Source organism: Hydrogenophaga flava NBRC 102514 (assembly GCF_001571145.1).
Classification (GTDB): Bacteria; Pseudomonadota; Gammaproteobacteria; order Burkholderiales; family Burkholderiaceae_C; genus Hydrogenophaga; species Hydrogenophaga flava.
Window position 1 is genome coordinate 1 of sequence record NZ_BCTF01000010.1, and the last position, 17,031, is coordinate 17,031.

The 17,031-nt window shown below is 69.8% G+C and carries 18 protein-coding genes and 1 pseudogene; 12 read left to right on the forward strand and 7 right to left on the reverse strand.

Translation table 11 applies throughout. The features are described from left to right. The 3 genes and pseudogenes from HFL01S_RS25570 to HFL01S_RS10195 all read right to left on the reverse strand — a co-directional run. Positions 1–353, reverse strand: a pseudogene (locus HFL01S_RS25570) (hypothetical protein); the annotation flags it as partial. A 117-nt stretch (positions 354–470) separates the two neighbouring features. Next, positions 471–1,460, reverse strand: coding sequence for an MBL fold metallo-hydrolase (locus tag HFL01S_RS10190; protein ID WP_066258018.1), 990 nt, complete (start codon positions 1,458–1,460; stop codon positions 471–473). A 116-nt stretch (positions 1,461–1,576) separates the two neighbouring features. Then, entirely contained in the window at positions 1,577–2,176 is a 600-nt protein-coding gene (locus tag HFL01S_RS10195) for a TetR/AcrR family transcriptional regulator (protein WP_066258020.1), read from the reverse strand. A 42-nt stretch (positions 2,177–2,218) separates the two neighbouring features. Between HFL01S_RS10195 and HFL01S_RS10200 the strand changes: the two genes are divergently transcribed. After that, a complete protein-coding gene (locus tag HFL01S_RS10200; protein WP_066258276.1) occupies positions 2,219–2,587 on the forward strand; it encodes a TfoX/Sxy family protein in 369 nt (122 codons plus the stop codon). Positions 2,588–2,608: 21 nt separating this feature from the next. On the opposite strand, the gene HFL01S_RS25060 is transcribed toward HFL01S_RS10200, so the two are convergent. Continuing rightward, entirely contained in the window at positions 2,609–3,079 is a 471-nt protein-coding gene (locus tag HFL01S_RS25060) for a DUF2917 domain-containing protein (protein WP_245644778.1), read from the reverse strand. 120 nt (positions 3,080–3,199) lie between these two features. On the opposite strand from HFL01S_RS25060, the gene HFL01S_RS10210 reads away from it, so the two are divergent. Both HFL01S_RS10210 and HFL01S_RS10215 read left to right on the forward strand, forming a co-directional pair. Then, the gene (locus HFL01S_RS10210) at positions 3,200–4,222 is read left to right on the forward strand and encodes a LysR substrate-binding domain-containing protein (RefSeq protein WP_066258024.1); all 1,023 of its coding nucleotides are present in this window, start codon (positions 3,200–3,202) and stop codon (positions 4,220–4,222) included. A 63-nt stretch (positions 4,223–4,285) separates the two neighbouring features. Next, the gene (locus HFL01S_RS10215) at positions 4,286–5,203 is read left to right on the forward strand and encodes a DMT family transporter (RefSeq protein WP_066258025.1); all 918 of its coding nucleotides are present in this window, start codon (positions 4,286–4,288) and stop codon (positions 5,201–5,203) included. A 21-nt stretch (positions 5,204–5,224) separates the two neighbouring features. Here the strand turns inward: HFL01S_RS10215 and HFL01S_RS10220 are convergent, their stop codons facing one another. Further along, complete coding sequence (locus HFL01S_RS10220; protein ID WP_066258027.1) at positions 5,225–6,385, reverse strand: alpha/beta hydrolase family protein; 1,161 nt, start codon at positions 6,383–6,385, stop codon at positions 5,225–5,227. Positions 6,386–6,389: 4 nt separating this feature from the next. Continuing rightward, positions 6,390–7,022, reverse strand: a complete 633-nt coding sequence (locus tag HFL01S_RS10225) for a 5-formyltetrahydrofolate cyclo-ligase (protein ID WP_066258030.1) — start codon at positions 7,020–7,022, stop codon at positions 6,390–6,392. A gap of 9 nt (positions 7,023–7,031) precedes the next feature. Here HFL01S_RS10225 and HFL01S_RS10230 point away from each other — a divergent pair, with 9 nt between their 5' ends. From HFL01S_RS10230 to HFL01S_RS10270, 9 genes are all read left to right on the forward strand, one after another. After that, positions 7,032–9,020, forward strand: a complete 1,989-nt coding sequence (locus HFL01S_RS10230) for a lytic transglycosylase domain-containing protein (RefSeq protein WP_066258031.1) — start codon at positions 7,032–7,034, stop codon at positions 9,018–9,020. Beyond that, positions 9,017–9,967: a complex I NDUFA9 subunit family protein gene (locus HFL01S_RS10235; protein ID WP_066258032.1), complete on the forward strand. Its 951-nt coding sequence runs from the start codon at positions 9,017–9,019 to the stop codon at positions 9,965–9,967. The genes HFL01S_RS10230 and HFL01S_RS10235 overlap by 4 nt, the downstream gene beginning before the upstream one ends. A gap of 64 nt (positions 9,968–10,031) precedes the next feature. Further along, positions 10,032–10,355, forward strand: coding sequence for a metal-sensitive transcriptional regulator (locus tag HFL01S_RS10240; protein ID WP_066258034.1), 324 nt, complete (start codon positions 10,032–10,034; stop codon positions 10,353–10,355). 98 nt (positions 10,356–10,453) lie between these two features. Continuing rightward, positions 10,454–11,140, forward strand: coding sequence for a glutathione S-transferase family protein (locus HFL01S_RS10245; RefSeq protein WP_066258036.1), 687 nt, complete (start codon positions 10,454–10,456; stop codon positions 11,138–11,140). Positions 11,141–11,171: 31 nt separating this feature from the next. After that, positions 11,172–12,050 (forward strand): PhzF family phenazine biosynthesis protein, encoded by an 879-nt coding sequence (locus HFL01S_RS10250; protein WP_066258037.1) that lies wholly within the window; start codon positions 11,172–11,174, stop codon positions 12,048–12,050. Between the two features lie 44 nt (positions 12,051–12,094). After that, positions 12,095–13,408: a multifunctional CCA addition/repair protein gene (locus HFL01S_RS10255; protein ID WP_066258039.1), complete on the forward strand. Its 1,314-nt coding sequence runs from the start codon at positions 12,095–12,097 to the stop codon at positions 13,406–13,408. Between the two features lie 9 nt (positions 13,409–13,417). Further along, entirely contained in the window at positions 13,418–13,828 is a 411-nt protein-coding gene (locus HFL01S_RS10260; protein ID WP_066258043.1) for a hypothetical protein, read from the forward strand. A gap of 24 nt (positions 13,829–13,852) precedes the next feature. Then, positions 13,853–14,557 (forward strand): response regulator transcription factor, encoded by a 705-nt coding sequence (locus HFL01S_RS10265; RefSeq protein ID WP_066258045.1) that lies wholly within the window; start codon positions 13,853–13,855, stop codon positions 14,555–14,557. Continuing rightward, positions 14,554–15,924: a sensor histidine kinase gene (locus HFL01S_RS10270; RefSeq protein WP_066258047.1), complete on the forward strand. Its 1,371-nt coding sequence runs from the start codon at positions 14,554–14,556 to the stop codon at positions 15,922–15,924. The genes HFL01S_RS10265 and HFL01S_RS10270 overlap by 4 nt, the downstream gene beginning before the upstream one ends. Positions 15,925–15,928: 4 nt before the next feature. On the opposite strand, the gene HFL01S_RS10275 is transcribed toward HFL01S_RS10270, so the two are convergent. Further along, entirely contained in the window at positions 15,929–17,029 is a 1,101-nt protein-coding gene (locus HFL01S_RS10275; protein WP_066258049.1) for an ABC transporter ATP-binding protein, read from the reverse strand. Positions 17,030–17,031 lie beyond the last annotated feature (2 nt).

The following is a 17,031-nucleotide window of genomic DNA, read 5'->3' on the forward strand; positions in this document are numbered from 1 at the left end:
TTAGGGCACGCAACGGACTCAGGGTCAAGGTAGGCGGTAACTCGAAGCAGCTCTTCGGCAATCGCAAGATTGCTGTTCAGGGGCATGCTCTCTTTGCACAAATCACAAACGAGTGCCGCCCTGCGATGGCCCCGCCCAGCCAATCGGTAGTCGCCCGGTCCCGGCGGAGCCTTGGAGCCGTCCTCGGCAGCGGCCCGGCGCTCCCACTTCGCCCGGGGAGTGGGCGGCACGCAGAAGTTGGCACACAGGGGGCTCTTGCAGAAGTTGACCTGGATGCCCGCGGCTGTCGGCGGAACCCGTGCCGAATGGCCCGCCGACCCGTCATCCGCCTGCGGCGATTTCTCCTCGGCCATAAAAAACGCCCCAAGAGTTACCTTGGGGCGCATTGTGAGGCCCGGAGGCCTGCTGAATCAACTCCTTAACCGAACGGCTAGTGTGTCCACAGCGGCTTTTTTGTTGCCGGTGCGGCCTCAGGCCTGCAGCGACTTCCACATTTCCATGTCGCGCTCTGCCGTCCAGATGCGCGGATTCTTGATGCCGCTGGCCTCGTCGTAGGCGCGGCTGACATCGAACGGCAGGCAGTGTTCGTAGATGAACACGTGGCCGAACACCGGGTCCATGCTCTGGCGGGTGTGGGCCATGGCGGCCTTGAGGTCCATCTTGGCGGCCACGGCTTCCTTGCCGGCCTGGAACAGCGTCGTGACCCAGCGCTGGGTGTAGTCCAGCGCCTTGTTCACGTTGGCGTTGCCCTTCATGGCCTCGCCTCGGCCGGGCACGATGAACTCGGCGTTCAGCGCGCGCAGGGCTTCGAGCGTGGCGGGCCACTCTTCGAGCTGGGCATCGCCGGTGTAGACGCCGGCCTCGTACTCGACCAGGTCGCCGCTGAACAGCACCTTCTCTTCTTCCACCCAGGCGATGGTGTCACCGCGCGTGTGGCCGTGGCCCGGGCTCCAGATCTGCACCACCACGCCGCCGAGGTTGATCGACAGCTTGCCGGGCTTCTCGCCCTTGGTCGGGTCGCCACCACCGATCACCATGGTCGGCCAGGTCAGACCCGGCACCGAGTCGGCGCCGCGGAACAGGCGCGGGAAACGCTCCATCTCGCTCTTCATGTCCTGTTCGCCACGCTCCTGGATCAGCTCCAGCGTGCCCTGGCTGGCGATGATCTCGGTCGCCCCTTCAGCGAAGTAGGCGCTGGCACCCAGCACGCGCACCGCGTGGTAGTGGGTCAGCAACACGTACTTGATCGGCTTCCTGGAGACCTTGCGGATCTGCCGGATCAGGTCCTGCGCCATGGCCGGGGTGGCGGTGGCGTCGCTGACCATGATGAATTCGTCGCCGATGATGACGCCCGAGTTCGGATCGCCCTCGGCGGTGTAGGCCCAGCAGTGCGGGCTCAGCTGTTCAAACGTGGTCTTCTTGTCCTGCAGATCGGCCTGTGAGGCGAAGGCTTTGCTCATGGGGTGGTCTCCTGTGGGAATGGTCGGCATCGGGCGCTGGGGCGCGAACCGACGAATTTTACCTAATCGAAATCAATTACGGATGGGTAAATCAATAACCCCGCGCGTCCACAGGGTCAGCCGCCCAGGCCCTGTTCCAGCACTGCCACCACTTCGTCGGCGAAAGCAGCGTAGCTCATGGGCCCGCCGGGACGCAGCCAGGTGAAGGTCCAGTTGATCATGCCGAACAGCATCATGGTCAGCGCGGTCTGGTTGGCCGGCGTCACCCGCCCGGGATAGGCGCGCTTGATGAACCGGGTGAAGGCCGCGACCACGTCGCGCTGGCGGTTGAGGATCAGTTCGCGCTGGGTGTCGCCCAGGAACTTGGTGTCGGACACCAGGGCCACATGGCGCGTGGCCGAGCTCTCGTATTCCGCCAGAAAGGCCCGCACCAGCGCATGCAGGGCCTCGCGCTCGCTCAGGTTCTGGCGCTGGGCGTGGGCCTCGCCCTCGCCGATCAGCGCCAGCAGGCGCTGGGTGTAGCGGTCCAGCAGGTCGAACAGGATTGCTTCCTTGCTCTCGTAGTAGTGGTAGAGCCGCGCCTTGCTGGTGCCGCAGGCGGTGGCAATGTCGTTCATGCTCGCGGCCGGGAAGCTCTGGCGCGCGAAACACTGGGCGGCGACATCGAGGATTTCCTCGCGTTTGAGGTCGTGGGAGGCGGATTTCGGGCGGGCCATGTGGAGATTGTCCACCCCCGCGGGCTTGTCTACGATGCGCGCATGGCGACCAAACCCATCACCGACCCGTTTGCCCTGCACGCCTGCGAACTGCTGTCGTGCCTGGGCCCGGTCAAGGCGACGCGCATGTTCGGCGGCTACGGCCTGGCGGTGGACGGCATGAACGTGGCCATCATTGCCTGGGACACCCTGTTCCTCAAGACCAACGCCGACACCGCGCCGCGGTTTCTGGCCGAGGGCGCCCGGGCGTTCGAGTACGAGGCCCGGGGCAAGACCATGAGCCTGCACTACCACACACCGCCCGAGGAAGCCCTCGAGTCGCCGGCGCTGATGGCGCCCTGGGCACGGCTGGCGCTGCAGGCGGCGGTGGCGGCTCGCCAGCCGGCGCCCCGCCGGGCGAAGCGCTCCTGAGCGCTTGCCGAACGGGGTCTGTCAGCGCATGCACTCCAGCGGCGACAGCACGCGACCGCGGCCGGCCACCAGGAACTCGCTGTAGCCCAGCAGGCCCCGGGCCACCCGAACCAGCGCCCAGGCCGCCTGGCCGAAGGCCGTAACCGCCTCGCGCAGCGGCGCGCGCACCTCGCGGCCGAAGCGGCTGTCCTGCGCCCGCGTGGCGCCCGACCAGTCGAAGCAGACCGGCCCGTCCGACTCCCGGGTGGACAGCGGCTCCATCACCAGCCGGGCGCCAGCAGGCACCACCATCGATTCGCCGTCCATCAGGAAGCGGTCGCCCGAGTCCTGCGGAGACAGCGCGCCGGGCTCGCCCAGGGTCACCCACACCGGTCCGCGGTGGATGCGCAGCACGGAGGTTTCCTGCGGGTGCAGGCTCATGGCATGGCCGGGGTGCAGGCGCCAGGCGCCCGGACGGAACGAGAAGGCAGAGGAAGCAGCAGATGAGGACATGACGGACTCCAGTGACGACAGCATGGGTGTCATCTTCTGTGTTGCAGTGCCGCACGTCCAATGAAATGGGGCTAAGCTATTGATTCGCCATCCGCATCAATCCAGCCAACCCGCCCGCCCATGTCCCAGGCCCTCACCCCCAGCCATCCGCGCACCCGGCCGATCTCGGCGGGCCACCTGCGCGCCTTTGAGGCGGTGGCCCGCCACCTCAACTTCCGCGCCGCCGCTGAGGAGCTGTCCCTCACGCAGAGCGCGGTCAGCCGGCAGATCCAGTCGCTGGAGGACGAGGTCGGCTCGGCCCTGTTCCTGCGCCACACCCGCTCGGTCGAACTCACCGGCGCCGGCACCATCCTGCTGCGCGCGGCGGGTTCGGCGCTGGAGCGGATTGATGCGGCGGTGAGGCAGATCCGGCAGAGCGCGGGGCGCCGCAGCGTGGCCATCACCACCTGGGCCTCGTTCGCCTCGATGTGGCTGATTCCGCGCCTGGAAGCCTTCCAGCGCGAGCACCCGGACATCGACATCCGCATCGACGCCACCGACGCCGCGGTCGACCTGGCCACCGCCGACGTCGACATGGCGCTGCGCTACGCCGTGCCCGAAACCATCGCCGCCGGCGCCATCCGGCTGTTCGGCGAACAGCTCACGCCCGTCGCCAGCCCCTGGCTGCTGCGCGAACACCGCATCGCCAAACTGGACGACCTGGCCAAGGTCACGCTGATCGAGGCCGGCGACGCACACCGCACGCGCCACCTCGAATACCTCACCTGGCAACGCTGGCTCGACCACTACGCGCCGACGCCCACCGGCAACGCGCGGGCGCGCAGCAAGGCGCGCCTGAGCCCGCAGCGCTGGCTGTACTTCAACTACGCCAGCCAGATCGTGCAGGCCGCCCTCACCGGCCAGGGCGTGGCGCTGGCGCGCATGCCCCTGGTGGCCGAGAGCCTGGCCAGCGGCGACCTGGTCGAGCCGCTGCCCACCATGCGGCTGGACTCGCCCCTGGTCTACTGGCTGGTGCTGGCGCCGCGCAGCAAGACGCGACCCGAGGTCAAGGCCTTCTGCGACTGGCTGCTGCGCGAGGCCGAGCGAACCAGGGCTGCAATTGGCGACATCCCAGACCCCGACACGGTGGACCATATCGACTGACCCCCAGTGGTGCCCGCGGCCATCCGCTGCTGATGCACACTGCGCCGCTTTGCTTCTTCGCCCATGAACTCCGCCGCCCAGCACGCCCAAGGCAATCTCCGCAGCATCGTCAACATGATGCTGGCGGTGATGTTCTTTTCGCTCATGGACGCGGTGCTCAAGACCCTCTCGGCGCACTACCCGCCGCTGCAGATGGCCTGCCTGCGCGGGCTGACCGCGCTGCCGCTGGTGCTGGCCTGGATCCAGTGGCGCCGAGGCTGGGGCCGGCTGAAGAACCTGCGCTGGTCGCTGCACCTCCTGCGCGGCTGCCTGGGCATCACCATGCTCTCGCTGTTCACGCGCGGCGTGAGCGAGCTGCCGCTGTCGGCTACCTACACCATCTTCTTCATCGCGCCGCTGCTGATCACCGCGCTGTCGGTGCCGGTGCTCAAGGAGCGTGTGCCCAAGGCGCACTGGTGGGCCATCGGCGTCGGCTTCATCGGCGTGCTGCTGGCCATCCGCCCGAGCGGCGGCGACCTGCAGGCCGGTTTTGCCACCGCCGGCGGCCTGGCCGTGATGACGGCGGCCCTGTGCTACGCCGTGGCCGCGGTGGCGGGTCGACTGCTCAGCCGCACCGACAGCACCGAATCGCTGATCCTGACCATGATGATCTTCATGAGCGTCGGCGGCGGCCTGCTGGCCTGGCCCCAGTGGAAGCCGGTGCAGCTGGACCACGCCGCGCTGCTGCTGGCGCTGGCGGTGACCGGTTTTCTGGGCCAGTTGACCATCAACGAGGCCTTCCGCAGCGGGCAGGCCAGCGCCGTCGCGCCGTTCGAATACACCGCCCTGGCCTGGGGCGTGGCACTGGACTGGCTGATCTGGCAGACCCTGCCCGAAGCCCACACCTGGTTCGGCGCCGCCATCATCATCGGCAGCGGGCTCTACCTCGTGCGGCGCGAGAAGCGCATCAGCGAGGTGCACGCCAACGCCGAACACCCCTGAACCGGGGCTTCGCGCGCGGACTCAGCCGAAGCGCTGCCGCGTCCAGCCGCTGACCAGCGCCACGCCCTGCTGCAGCTGCTCCGGCTGGCCCTGGAAGTAGTGGTTGGCGCCTGCGATCACGTGCATCTGCTTGTCGGCACTGCCGGCGGCCGCAAACATGATCCCGATGTCGGGCTGCGGCACGGCGTCGTCGGCGCCGTGTTCGATGGCCAGCAGCGGCACCGTGACCTGCCGCGCGCAGGCCTCGCCATCGGCGCGCGAGTCGTCGAAGGACCACTGCGACAGCCAGGACCGCAGGGTCGAAAAACGCGCCATGCCCACCGGCCCGGTGTTCACCGTCTCGGGCACCCCGAGGTAACAACGCCCGACCGGGCGCCCATTGGGGTCGATGGACGCATCGAGGAAGCGCGGGTCGGCCAGTGTGCGGTGGGTGACGAAACCGCGCTCGAGTTCGGCGCCGCCCCGATGCTTCAACTCGGTCAGCGTTTCTTTCACGCGCTGGGTGATGCGCCGCATGCGCGCCAGCTGGGCTGCGCGGTACGCCACCAGCCAGTCGGCCGGGTACGGCGGCGCCACCGGCAGGTCGGGCGAGTAGAGGTCCAGCGCCGGGTCGCGTCGATCCGGGTCGGCTTCGTCGGTCACGGACGGGTCGATCCAGTCGCGCAGGCACTGGGCGCGCGAGCGGTGCGCCGCCTCCAGCACCACCGCGTCGGCCGGGATCAGCCCGGCGCCCACCAGGTCGACCGGGTCGCCCGCGGGCGTGTGTGTGATCGTCGACTGCTCGGCCTGCGACTGGTAGAACAGCGCCAGCGAGCCGCCACCCGACCAGCCCATCAGCACCACGCGCCGGAAGCCCAGCACCTCTTTGGCGTGGCGCACGCAGGCGCCCATGTCCAGCAGCACCTTCTCCGTGATCAGCGCGGTGTCGTTCTTCGCGTAGCGGCTGCCCATGCACAGCACCGGGTAGCCGGCCGCGGCCAGCGTGGGCGGCAGCGGCAGCAGCTGCAGCGTCGAGCTGGGGTGCATCATCAGGAAGACCACCTCGCGCGAAGCGCCGGGTGCGCTGATCAGCAGCCCTTCGAGGTTGACCGCGCCCTGGCTGCCCGAAAAGCCGTAGGTCTCGGTGAAGGCGCTGGTCTCGCGGTAGGCGATGTGCACCCACTGGTGCTGCAGGCCCGTCACCGCGTCAGCCCTTGAGCGGCCACATCACGCCGGTGTCCGCCAGGATCGCGTCCAGCGGCACGTCGTGGGTCTCGGGCTGCAGGTCCGGCAGGTAGGCGAAGTCGTAACCCAGCCCGACAGTGAAGGGCTTGGGCTGGAGCGAGGCCAGCGTGCGGTCGTAGAACCCGCCGCCATAGCCCAGCCGGTAGCCGCCCGGCCCGTAGCCTACGCAGGGCACGAAGATCAGCGTCGGCTCGATGATTTCGGTGTCCTTGGGTTTGGGAATGCCGAAGGCGTCTTCCTCCATCGGGCAGCCGGGGTACCAGCTGTAGAAGGTGAGCGTCTTGTCCACCTTGTTCACCACCGGCAGGCCGATGCGGCGGTGCCGCGCGGCGCTCTGCGCGTCCTCTTCCAACCCGGCCTCCTGCCAGCGGAACAGCGCGGGCAGCGGGTCGAACTCGCCCTTGATCGGCCAGTAGGCCCCGATCACGGTGTCGGGCCGGTGGATCAGCCACACCCGCATCACGCGCTGCAGCAGGTCGTTGCGCCAGGCGCGGTCTGCGAGATTTTGCCGCTTGTCGATCAGCTGCTTGCGCCAGACGGCTTTGGGGCCTTGCGAGGCCGGGTCTTTCGCGGGGCTGGAGGGGTTGTTGTCCATAATCGACGCATGAGATTGATGCGCGTGAAACAGGGGCTGTTGCCCATTATGGCCGCGCTGCTGATGCAGGGACCGGTCCGGGCGCAGGGCGCTGCGGACGCTGCCCTGCTGGAGATGCGCGACGCCTTCCGGCGCAATGCCACCCCCACCCTGACCGCCCTGCTGTGGCGGGTGCAAGGCCATGTGCTCGAACCGATGGCGGTGTACTGGGAAGCCCGGGCGCGCCTGGAATCGGCACCGGCCGCGGACATCCGCGCTGCCATGGACCGCATGGCCGGCAGCTACTGGGAAGACCGGCTGCGCAACGACTGGCTGCTGCAGCTGGGCAAGCAGCGCGACTGGGCCACCTTCGAGGCCGAGCTGCCGCGCTACCGCATGAACGACGACCGCCAGGTGCAGTGCTACGCGCTGATGCTCGATGCGGCCGCACGCCGCAAGCCGTCGGACGAAGCGGCGCAGGAGGTCGCCCGCCTCTGGCATGCGCAGCGCGAGGCCGACGACGCCTGCGCCACCGCGGCCAAGGCCTTCCTGGACAGCGGCCACCTGCGGGCAGAGGCCGCCTGGCAGCGCGCACGCCTGGCCATGGAAGCCGGCCGCACGGCGGCCGCGGTGCAGGCGGTGACCCTGCTCAACCCGGACTGGGTGCCGATGGTGCACGCCATCGCCACCGACCCTGCGCGCTACCTCGACGAAAAGTTCACCGCCATCCGGCCCCGCACCAAGGAGCTGGTGACGCTGGCCCTCATCCGGCTAGCCAGCCAGGACGTGGCCGCCGCCGCCCGCGAGATGGACCACACCCGCTGGAAGGCGCAGCTCACCACCGAGGAGCGCAGCTGGGTCTGGGGCGTGATCGGCAAGCGCATGGCCCAGTCGCTGCAGGGCGATGCGCTGGCGGCCTTTGCCAACGGCAACGACCGCCACATGGCGCCCGACCACCTGGCCTGGAAGGCCCGCGCCGGTCTGCGCGCCGGCACCTGGGGCCATGTGCGGGATGCGATTGCGGCCATGGATGAGACGCAGCGGCAGGAGCCGGTCTGGGTCTACTGGCGCGCCCGGGCGATGCAGGCCCTGCGCGAACCCGATGCGCTGACGGCACACATCACGGCCAGCGGCCTCTACCGCTCAATCGCCTCGCACCAGGGCTTCTACGAGCTGCTTGCACTGGAAGAACTGGGCCACAGCGTGACCACGCCGGCACCGCCGGCGCCCCTCACCCCGCAGGAGATGGCGGCCGTCCAGACCCACCCGGGGCTGCAGCGCGCGCTGGCCGCCATGCGTCTGGGCCTGCGCAGCGAAGGGGTGCGCGAGTGGAACTACACCACCAACCTGCACACCCGCGGCGGCATGGGCGACCGCGAGCTGCTGGCCGCCGCCGCACTGGCCTGCCAGCAAGAGATCTGGGACCGCTGCATCAACACCAGTGAGCGCACCCGCGCCGTGCAGGACCAGGCCCAGCGCTTCCCGATGCCGTTCCGCGCGCAGGTGCTGCGGCGCACGGCCGAGATCGGGCTGGACCCGGCCTATGTCTACGGCCTCATCCGCCAGGAGAGCCGCTTCGTCACGGACGCGCGCTCGGGCGTCGGCGCCTCGGGCCTGATGCAGGTCATGCCGGCCACGGCCCGCTGGACCGCCCGCAAGATCGGCCTGAACGACTTCCAGTCGCACCAGATCACCGACCGCGACACCAACATCCTGATCGGCACCGCCTACCTCAAGCTGGCGCTGGACGACCTGGACGGCTCGATGCCGCTGGCCGCGGCCGCCTACAACGCGGGGCCGGCCCGGGCCCGCGCCTGGCGCCAGGGGCCGGTGCTGGCCGGTGAGATCTGGGCCGAGAACATCCCGTTCGAAGAAACCCGCGACTATGTGAAAAAGGTGCTGGCCAACACCACGCACTACGCGAGCCTGATCACCGGGCAGCCGCAGTCGCTGCGCGCCCGGCTCGGGGTTGTTGGGCCCCCTGCCCGGCAGGACAGCTACAACCGGGAACTGCCATGAAGCGGGTGCTGGTCCTGGGCGGCACCGGGTTCGTGGGGCGCCACCTGTGCGAAAAGCTGCAGCGCGCGGGCTGGCAGACCACCGTGCCCACCCGCCGGGCGGTCAACGCTGCGGCCGTGCAGCACCTGCCTCGGCTGACGGTGGTCGAGGCCTCGGTGCACGACGAGGCCCAGGTGACCCGGCTGCTCGCGGGCCACGACGCGGTGGTCAACCTCGTGGCCATCCTGCACGGCGACCAGGCCGCTTTCGAGCGGGCGCATGTTCAGCTGCCCGCCACCCTGGCCCGCGCCTGCCAGGCCAGCGGCGTGCGCCGGCTGGTGCACGTGAGTGCGCTGGGCGCCCAGCTGGACGGCCCCTCGATGTACCAGCGCAGCAAGGCCCGCGGCGAAGAGGTGCTGCGGTCCGCCGGTCTGGCGCTGAGCATCCTGCGGCCCAGCGTGATCTTTGGTGATGGCGACCGCTTCCTGAACCTGTTCGCACGGCTGCAGTCGGTGTTCCCGGTGATGCCGCTGGCCGGCGCCGGCACCCGCTTCCAGCCGGTCTGGGTGGAGGACGTGGCCGACGCCGTGATCGCCTGCCTGCGCGACACCGGCCTGCCCTGCAGCAGCATTGGCCAGACCTTCGAATGCGCCGGGCCCGACGTGCTCACGCTGGGCGAACTGGTGCGGCTGGCGGGACGGCTGGGCAGCCGCGAGCGGCCGGTGCTGCCGCTGCCCACCGCCATCGGGCGCCTGCAGGCCCTGGCCATGGAGTGCCTGCCGGGCGAGCCCCTGATGAGCCGCGACAACCTCGATTCGATGGCGATCGACAACGTCGCCACCAGCCAGTGGCCCGGACTGTCGTCGCTGGGTATCGTGCCGCGGTCGGTGCACACGGTGGCGCCTCTCTACCTGGGCCGGCAGGCGGTGCGCCAGCGCCTGGACCGTCTGCGCGGCGGCGAGCGCTGACCCGGGCGCCGCTCCGCCGCATTTTTTGGCACACTCGGCCGCTCATTCATACAAGAGGGACACCATGGCCAGCACCCCTGCCAAAACCAAGCCGACGCCGTCCACCGACGCTGCGGCAGCCTCCTTCCGTTCGGAGCACCAGCGCGACGTGGTCAACCGCCTCAAGCGCATCGAAGGCCAGGTGCGTGGTCTGATCGACATGGTCGAAAGCGGCCGCTCCTGCGAAGACGTGGCGCAGCAGATGTCGGCTGCTCGCAAGGCCATGGACAAGGCCTTCTACCGCATGATGGCCTGCTCGGTGATGGAAGCCGTCGCGGTGTCGGACTCGGAAGAGCAGACGATCCGCGAGGTCGAGCGCTCGACCCGCATCCTCGAAAAGTACGCCTGACCCTCTCGCCGGCAGGCGGCGAATCAATCGGCCGCCCCTTTGTCATCAATGGCCCGCGGTCGCAGCCCTACCATGCGGGTTCTCAACCGGAGGAACCCATGGCATTGCAGCTCTACATCGGCAACAAGAACTACTCGTCCTGGTCCATGCGCCCCTGGGTGCTGCTGACCGGGGCCGGCATCCCCTTTGAGGAAAAGATGGTGCGCTTCGACTCGTTCGATGCGCAATCGGCCTTCAAGTCGGTGATCGCGGCCATCAACCCGGTGGGCAAGGTGCCGGTGCTGGTCGACGACGGCTTCGCGGTCTGGGACACGCTGGCGATTGCCGAGTACCTGGCCGAACGTTTCCCCGAGAAACACCTGTGGCCGGCCGACGCCAGGGCCCGCGCCCGGGCCCGCAGCGTCTGCGCCGAGATGCACAGCGGCTTCACCGCCCTGCGCAGCCACTGTTCGATGAACATCGAGGCCTCGCTGCCCGAGATCGGGCGCATCCTCTGGCGCGACCAGGCCGGCGTGCGCGCCGACATCGCGCGGCTCGAATCCATGTGGACCGGCCTGCTGGCCGAACACGGCGGGCCGATGCTGTTCGGCGATTTCGGCATCGCCGACGCCTACTTCGCCCCGGTGTGCTCGCGCATCCGCACCTACGCCCTGCCCGTGAGCCCCACAGTGGCGGCGTACGTGGACCGCGTGCACCAGCTGCCGGCGGTGCAGACCTGGGTCCAGCAGGCCCTGGCCGAACACGACTTCATCGGCTTCGACGAGCCCTACCGCAGCCGGCCCTGAAGCCAGCCGACGCGACCACAGGACGGACCCCATGCAGGTCGCCGTTCACATCGTCAACGCCTTCCCCGATGCCCCTGGCGGCGGCAACCCCGCCGGCGTGGTGCTGGACGCCGACGCGCTGACCGCGGCCCAGAAACTGTCGATTGCGCGGCAGGTGGGCCTGTCCGAGACCGCGTTCGTTTCGGCGTCGCAGATGGCCTCCGTCAGGCTGGAGTTCTTCACGCCTACGCGACAGATCGCCCACTGCGGGCACGCGACCATCGCCACCTTCTCCCTGCTCCGGCAACAGGGCGTGCTCGGGGAAGGTCGCTTCTCGAAGGAGACGGTGGACGGTCCCCGCGACATCCTGCTGGACGGCGACATGGCCTTCATGGAGCAGACCGCGCCGACCTACACCCGTGTCGACCCCGCATCGGAGCTGGGCGCCCGGATCGCGTCGTCCCTGGGACTTCTGCCAGCGCAGGGAACAGGTGGGGTGGCCCCGCATGTGGTCAGCACGGGCAACGCCTTTCTGCTGGTCGCACTGCCCCACGCGCGCGCCCTGGCAAACCTCCGCCCCCGGCAGGATCTGGTGCAGGCGATCAGCGAGGAGCTGGACCTGATCGGTGTCTACGCGTTCACCACGGAAACGCAACGACCCGGCCACCATGCCGGCGCGCGCATGTTCGCGCCCCGGTTCGGCATTCCCGAGGAGGCGGGCACCGGCATGGCGGCCGGCCCGCTGGCCTGCCTGCTGCACGATGTGCTGGGTGTCCCGGACCGGGAGCTGCTCATCGAGCAAGGCTGGTTGATGCAGCCCCCGTCGCCGAGCCTGATCCGGGTCGTGCTGGAACGGGAGCATGGCCGCATCACCCGGCTGATGGCCGGCGGCACCGGCCGCATCAGCCGGTCGATGGTGCTGGAGGTCTGACCGCGCACGCTGGTGGGAGGCAGGCCGCTGTCTACACTTGCGGCATGGACATCTACCTGGTGGGCGGCGCCGTGCGCGACGCCCTGCTCGCCCGCGACACCGCCGCCGCTGCCCACGTGGACCGCGACTGGGTGGTCGTCGGGGCTACGCCCGAGGCCATGGCGGCTCAGGGTTTTCTGCCGGTCGGCAAGGACTTCCCTGTCTTCCTGCACCCGCAGACGCGCGAGGAGTACGCGCTGGCCCGCACCGAGCGCAAGACCGCCCCCGGCTACCACGGCTTTGCCTTCCACACCGACCCCGGCGTCACGCTGGAACAGGACCTGGCGCGGCGCGACCTGACCATCAACGCGATGGCGGTGGCCCAGGCCGAGTCCGACGACCCGGCGCGCGCCGCACTGATCGACCCCTACGGCGGCTGGAGCGACCTGCAGTACCGCGTGTTGCGCCACGTCACCGGCGCCTTCGCCGAAGACCCGGTGCGCATCCTGCGGCTGGCGCGTTTCGCCGCCCGCTTCCCCGACTTCACAGTCGCGCCCGACACGCAGGCGCTGATGGCACACATGGTCGAAGACGGCGAGGTCGACCACCTGGTGCCCGAGCGGGTCTGGCAGGAGCTCTCGCGCGGCCTGATGGAGCAGCGGCCCAGCCGCATGTTCGAGGTGCTCAGGGACTGCGGCGCGCTGGTGCGGCTGCTGCCCGAAGTGGACCGGCTCTGGGGCGTGCCGCAGCGCGCGGACTACCACCCGGAGGTGGACACCGGCGTGCACCTGATGATGGTGCTGGACATGAGCGCCCGCCTGGGCGCCAGCCTGCCGGTGCGCTTCGCCTGCCTGTGCCACGACCTGGGCAAGGGCACGACGCCGGCCGACGTGCTGCCACGCCACATCGACCATGAAGTGCGCAGCGCAGAGCTGCTCAAGTACGTGTGCGAGCGCTGGCGCGTGCCGCGCGAATGCCGGGAACTGGCCGACGTGGTGGCGCGCGAGCACGGCCACATCCACCGCTGCGAAGGGCTGGGTGCGGCGGCGCTGCTGCGGCTGCTGGAGCGCTGCGACGCGATCCGCCGTCCGGAACGCTTCAACGAGGTGCTGCTGGCCTGCGAGTGCGACGCCCGAGGGCGCCTGGGCTTCGAGGAACAGGCCTATCCCCAGCGCGAACGGATGCAGGGCGCGCTGCGCGCGGCGCAGACGGTCGACAGCGGGGTCATTGCGCGACAGGTGATGCAGCAGATCGGGCGATCGCGCGAGAATGTTGCCGATCCGCCCGCGGCCGACGCCGGCTCGCGCATCGCCCAGGCCCTGCACGCCGCCCGCGCGGCCGCCGTGGCCCTGGCACTGAAAGCGGAGAGCCCGACCTAGGAGACGGCCATGGCCCAGCGCAACCCGTTCAACCCCACCCTGGCCGACGGCATCCGCCGCTACGGGTTCCGCAAGTGGTACGAACGGGAGCTGCTCTCCAGCCACGCCCACATGGCGCTGGCGCTGCTGGCCTCGGTGGCCCTGATCGCCAGCTTCGAGGCCTTCCAGGGCGGCAGCTGGAGCGAGAAGCTGCTGGACACGGGCTTCGTGCTGGCCTGCGCGGCGATCGCGCTGTGGGCGCTGCGCCGCTACCTCTACCTGCTGATGCACGCCGAAGAAATGGCCAACCAGGCCAACTGCGGCCAGTGCAAGGCCTACGGCCTGCTACTCGTGCCCGACGACGCCCGCATCGAAGTGCGGCGGCTGGTGCCGGTGTGCTGCAAACGCTGCGGCTTCCGCTGGGACATGCAGGACGGCTGAGCCGCTCGCCGGATAATCGGGCGCATGGCCCATTTGCTGATTGTTGAAGACGATGAACTGCTGCGCGACGGCCTGAGTGCCCAGCTCATGCAGGCCGGTCACCGCATCGACACCGCGGTCGATGGCGAGCAGGCGCTCAGCCGCCTGGACACCGAGGCCTACGAAGGCGTGGTGCTCGACCTGGGCCTGCCCAGGGTGGATGGCCTGACCGTGCTGCGCCGCCTGCGCCAGCGCCTGCCGGCGCTGCCGGTGCTGATCCTGACCGCGCGCGACGGCATCGAGGACCGGGTCGAGGGCCTGAACGCCGGCGCCGACGACTACCTCACCAAACCCTTCAACCGCGACGAGCTGCTGGCACGCCTGCAGTCCATGCTGCGCCGCGCCAGCCTGCCGGCCTTCGGCCCCAGCCCGCAGGTGCCGCCACCGCCCGCGCCGGGCACGCTGCGGCTGGACCCGGTGCTGCCGCGCGCCTGGCTGGGCAACGAGGTGATCGACCTGACACAGCGCGAGTGGTCGCTGCTGGACCTGCTGGTGCGCCACAGTGGCCAGGTGGTCAGCCGCGAGGACGTGCTGGCGGTCTGGCAGTCCGACCCCGGCGAAACAGGGGTGACCTCCAACGCGCTGGAGGTCTACGTGCACCGCCTGCGCCGCAAGCTCGCCGGCTCGACGCTGAACATCCGCAACATCCGCGGCCTCGGGTACCTGCTGGAAAACACCGGCGCGCCATGACGGCCGCGACCACCACCCGGCTCTCGCTGCGGCGGCAGCTGCTGCTGTGGCTGCTGCTGCCGCAGCTGGTGCTCTGGGCCGGTGGCGGCCTGCTGGCCTACCGCATCGCGCTGTCCTACGCCGAGAAGGGCATCGACCAGTCGCTGACCCAGTCGGTGCGGGCGCTGGCGCGCCAGGTCAAGCCCATCGGCTCGGGCCTGCTGATCGACTTTCCGCGCGCGGCGCAGGACGTGCTGGAGCAGGACCCCAAGGACCGCATCAGCTACATGGTGTCGTCCCCGCCGGGCCAGTTCCTGCTGGGCAACCAGACCCTGCCGCAGCCGCCCGAGAGCACGGTCGGCACCGAAGAGCCCCTGCTCTACGCCTCCGAGATCGACGGCAAGCCGCTGCGCATCGTGGCGCTGGACGTGAACTACGGCGAGGTCAATGCGCCGCAGACCCTGCGCGTGCAGGTCGGCAAGAGCCTGGCGGTGCAGCAGCGCATCGCGCGCGAGCTGATCGCCGACATGCTGGCCCCCCTGCTGGCGGCCGGCGTGCTGCTGAGCCTGGCGGTGTACGGCGGCATCCAGCGCGGCCTGGCGCCGCTGACGCGGCTGACCGCCCAGCTGGAGAACCGCTCGGTCAACGCGCTCTCGCCCATCGGCATGACGCAGGCGCCCAACGAGGTGCACGCGCTGGTGCAGGCCATCAACGGCCTGCTGGACGAGGTGGCGCGCAACGTGAACCAGGAAAAGCGCTTCATCAACGACGCCGCCCACCAGCTGCGCACGCCGCTGGCCGGGCTGATCAGCCAGGTCGAGCTGGCCCAGCGCGAGAACGCCGACCCGGTGCTGGGCGCGCGCCTGACCAAGGTGCGCACCGGCGCCGAGCGCAGCGCCCACCTGGTGCACCAGCTGCTGACCCTGGCACGCACCGAGACCACGGCGCGGCGCGAGCCGCTGGACCTGGCCGCTCTGGCGCGCGACGTGGCGCGCGAATGGACGCCGCGCGCGGTGGCCGCCGGCGTCGACCTGGGCTTCGAGGGCGAGCAGCACCGCATGGTGCAGGGCGACGCGCTGCAGCTGCGCGAGGCCATGGCCAACCTGATCGACAACGCCCTGCGCTACACACCGCGCGGCAGCGCGGTGACGCTCAAGGTCGAGGCCGACGGCGATCGCACGCGCCTGCTGGTGGAAGACAACGGCCCCGGCCTGTCGGAGGCCGACATGGCCCATGTGTTCCAGCGCTTCTGGCGCGCCAGCGAACTGCCGGGCGGCTGCGGCCTGGGCCTGGCCATCGTGCAGGAGATCGCCCGCCGCCACGGCGGCGAGGCGACGGCTGAAAACATGCAGCCCCATGGGCTGCGGGTGGTTCTGCGACTGACCTGATCCGTCAGCCGACGAACAGCGAGCTCGAATCCATCGCCGTGATGCGCGCACCGCTGGTCTTGTCGAACCAGTTGTTGTGGCGCCCGCTCACCGTCATGCCCACGTTGTCGCCCACGTTGACACGGGTGTTCGCCGCCTCGCGCACGGTGATCAGCCCCACGGCCGTCTTCACCACCACGTAGGTGTCGGCGCCGGTCGGCTCCACCAGCACCACCTCGCCGCGCCAGCTGGCGTCGGCATTGAGGTGGATGTGCTCGGGCCGCTGGCCCAGCGTCGCCTCCGGGCCGTCCGGGCAGGGAAGATCCAGCGCGCCGCCTTCGAACACGAAGCGGCCGCCCTCACCGGCGCGTTCGACGCGGCCGTTGATGAAGTTCATGGTCGGCGAGCCGATGAAGCCGCCCACATAGGTGTTGGCCGGGCGGCGGTAGATCTCGTCGGGCGTGCCGATCTGCTGCAGGATGCCGTCCTTCATCACCGCGATGCGGCTGCCCAGGGTCATGGCCTCTATCTGGTCGTGCGTCACGTACACCGTGGTGATGCCGCTGTGCTGGTGCAGGCGCTTGATTTCGGCGCGCATTTCCACACGCAGCTTGGCGTCCAGGTTGGACAGCGGCTCGTCGAACAGGAACAGCTGCGGGTCGCGCGCCAGGGCACGGCCCATGGCCACGCGCTGGCGCTGGCCGCCCGAGAGCTGGGCCGGCCGGCGGTCCAGCAGGTGCTGGATCTGCAGGATGGCCGCCACTTCCTGGATGCGCTTCTCGCGCTCGGCCTTGGGCACCTTGCGCATCTCCAGCGCGAAGCCGATGTTGTCGGCCACGCTCATGGTCGGGTAGAGCGCGTAGCTCTGGAACACCATGGCGATGTCGCGCTGCGCCGGCGGCATGCCGATCACGTTCTTGCCGCCGATGTGCAGCTCGCCTTCGGTCGGCTCTTCGAGGCCGGCAATGATGTTCAGCAGCGTGGACTTGCCGCAGCCCGAGGGGCCGACCAGGATGAGGAACTCGCCCGGTGCGACGTCGATGTCGATGCGCTTGAGCACCTCGACCGCCTTGTCGCCCTTGCCGAAAGACTTGCGGATGCCCTTGATGTGGAGTGGAGAAGCCATGT

Bases quoted from the DNA above. Each gene is read 5' to 3' on its own strand.
- HFL01S_RS10270 (WP_066258047.1), top strand. From the start codon at position 14,554: ATGACGGCCGCGACCACCACCCGGCTCTCGCTGCGGCGGCAGCTGCTG.
- HFL01S_RS10240 (WP_066258034.1), top strand. From the start codon at position 10,032: ATGGCCAGCACCCCTGCCAAAACCAAGCCGACGCCGTCCACCGACGCT.
- HFL01S_RS10225 (WP_066258030.1), bottom strand. From the start codon at position 7,022: ATGGACAACAACCCCTCCAGCCCCGCGAAAGACCCGGCCTCGCAAGGC.
- HFL01S_RS10245 (WP_066258036.1), top strand. From the start codon at position 10,454: ATGGCATTGCAGCTCTACATCGGCAACAAGAACTACTCGTCCTGGTCC.
- HFL01S_RS10235 (WP_066258032.1), top strand. From the start codon at position 9,017: ATGAAGCGGGTGCTGGTCCTGGGCGGCACCGGGTTCGTGGGGCGCCAC.
- HFL01S_RS10215 (WP_066258025.1), top strand. From the start codon at position 4,286: ATGAACTCCGCCGCCCAGCACGCCCAAGGCAATCTCCGCAGCATCGTC.
- HFL01S_RS10230 (WP_066258031.1), top strand. From the start codon at position 7,032: ATGAGATTGATGCGCGTGAAACAGGGGCTGTTGCCCATTATGGCCGCG.
- HFL01S_RS10210 (WP_066258024.1), top strand. From the start codon at position 3,200: ATGTCCCAGGCCCTCACCCCCAGCCATCCGCGCACCCGGCCGATCTCG.
- HFL01S_RS10195 (WP_066258020.1), bottom strand. From the start codon at position 2,176: ATGGCCCGCCCGAAATCCGCCTCCCACGACCTCAAACGCGAGGAAATC.
- HFL01S_RS10190 (WP_066258018.1), bottom strand. From the start codon at position 1,460: ATGAGCAAAGCCTTCGCCTCACAGGCCGATCTGCAGGACAAGAAGACC.
- HFL01S_RS10265 (WP_066258045.1), top strand. From the start codon at position 13,853: ATGGCCCATTTGCTGATTGTTGAAGACGATGAACTGCTGCGCGACGGC.
- HFL01S_RS25060 (WP_245644778.1), bottom strand. From the start codon at position 3,079: ATGTCCTCATCTGCTGCTTCCTCTGCCTTCTCGTTCCGTCCGGGCGCC.
- HFL01S_RS10200 (WP_066258276.1), top strand. From the start codon at position 2,219: ATGGCGACCAAACCCATCACCGACCCGTTTGCCCTGCACGCCTGCGAA.
- HFL01S_RS10250 (WP_066258037.1), top strand. From the start codon at position 11,172: ATGCAGGTCGCCGTTCACATCGTCAACGCCTTCCCCGATGCCCCTGGC.
- HFL01S_RS10255 (WP_066258039.1), top strand. From the start codon at position 12,095: ATGGACATCTACCTGGTGGGCGGCGCCGTGCGCGACGCCCTGCTCGCC.
- HFL01S_RS10275 (WP_066258049.1), bottom strand. From the start codon at position 17,029: ATGGCTTCTCCACTCCACATCAAGGGCATCCGCAAGTCTTTCGGCAAG.
- HFL01S_RS10260 (WP_066258043.1), top strand. From the start codon at position 13,418: ATGGCCCAGCGCAACCCGTTCAACCCCACCCTGGCCGACGGCATCCGC.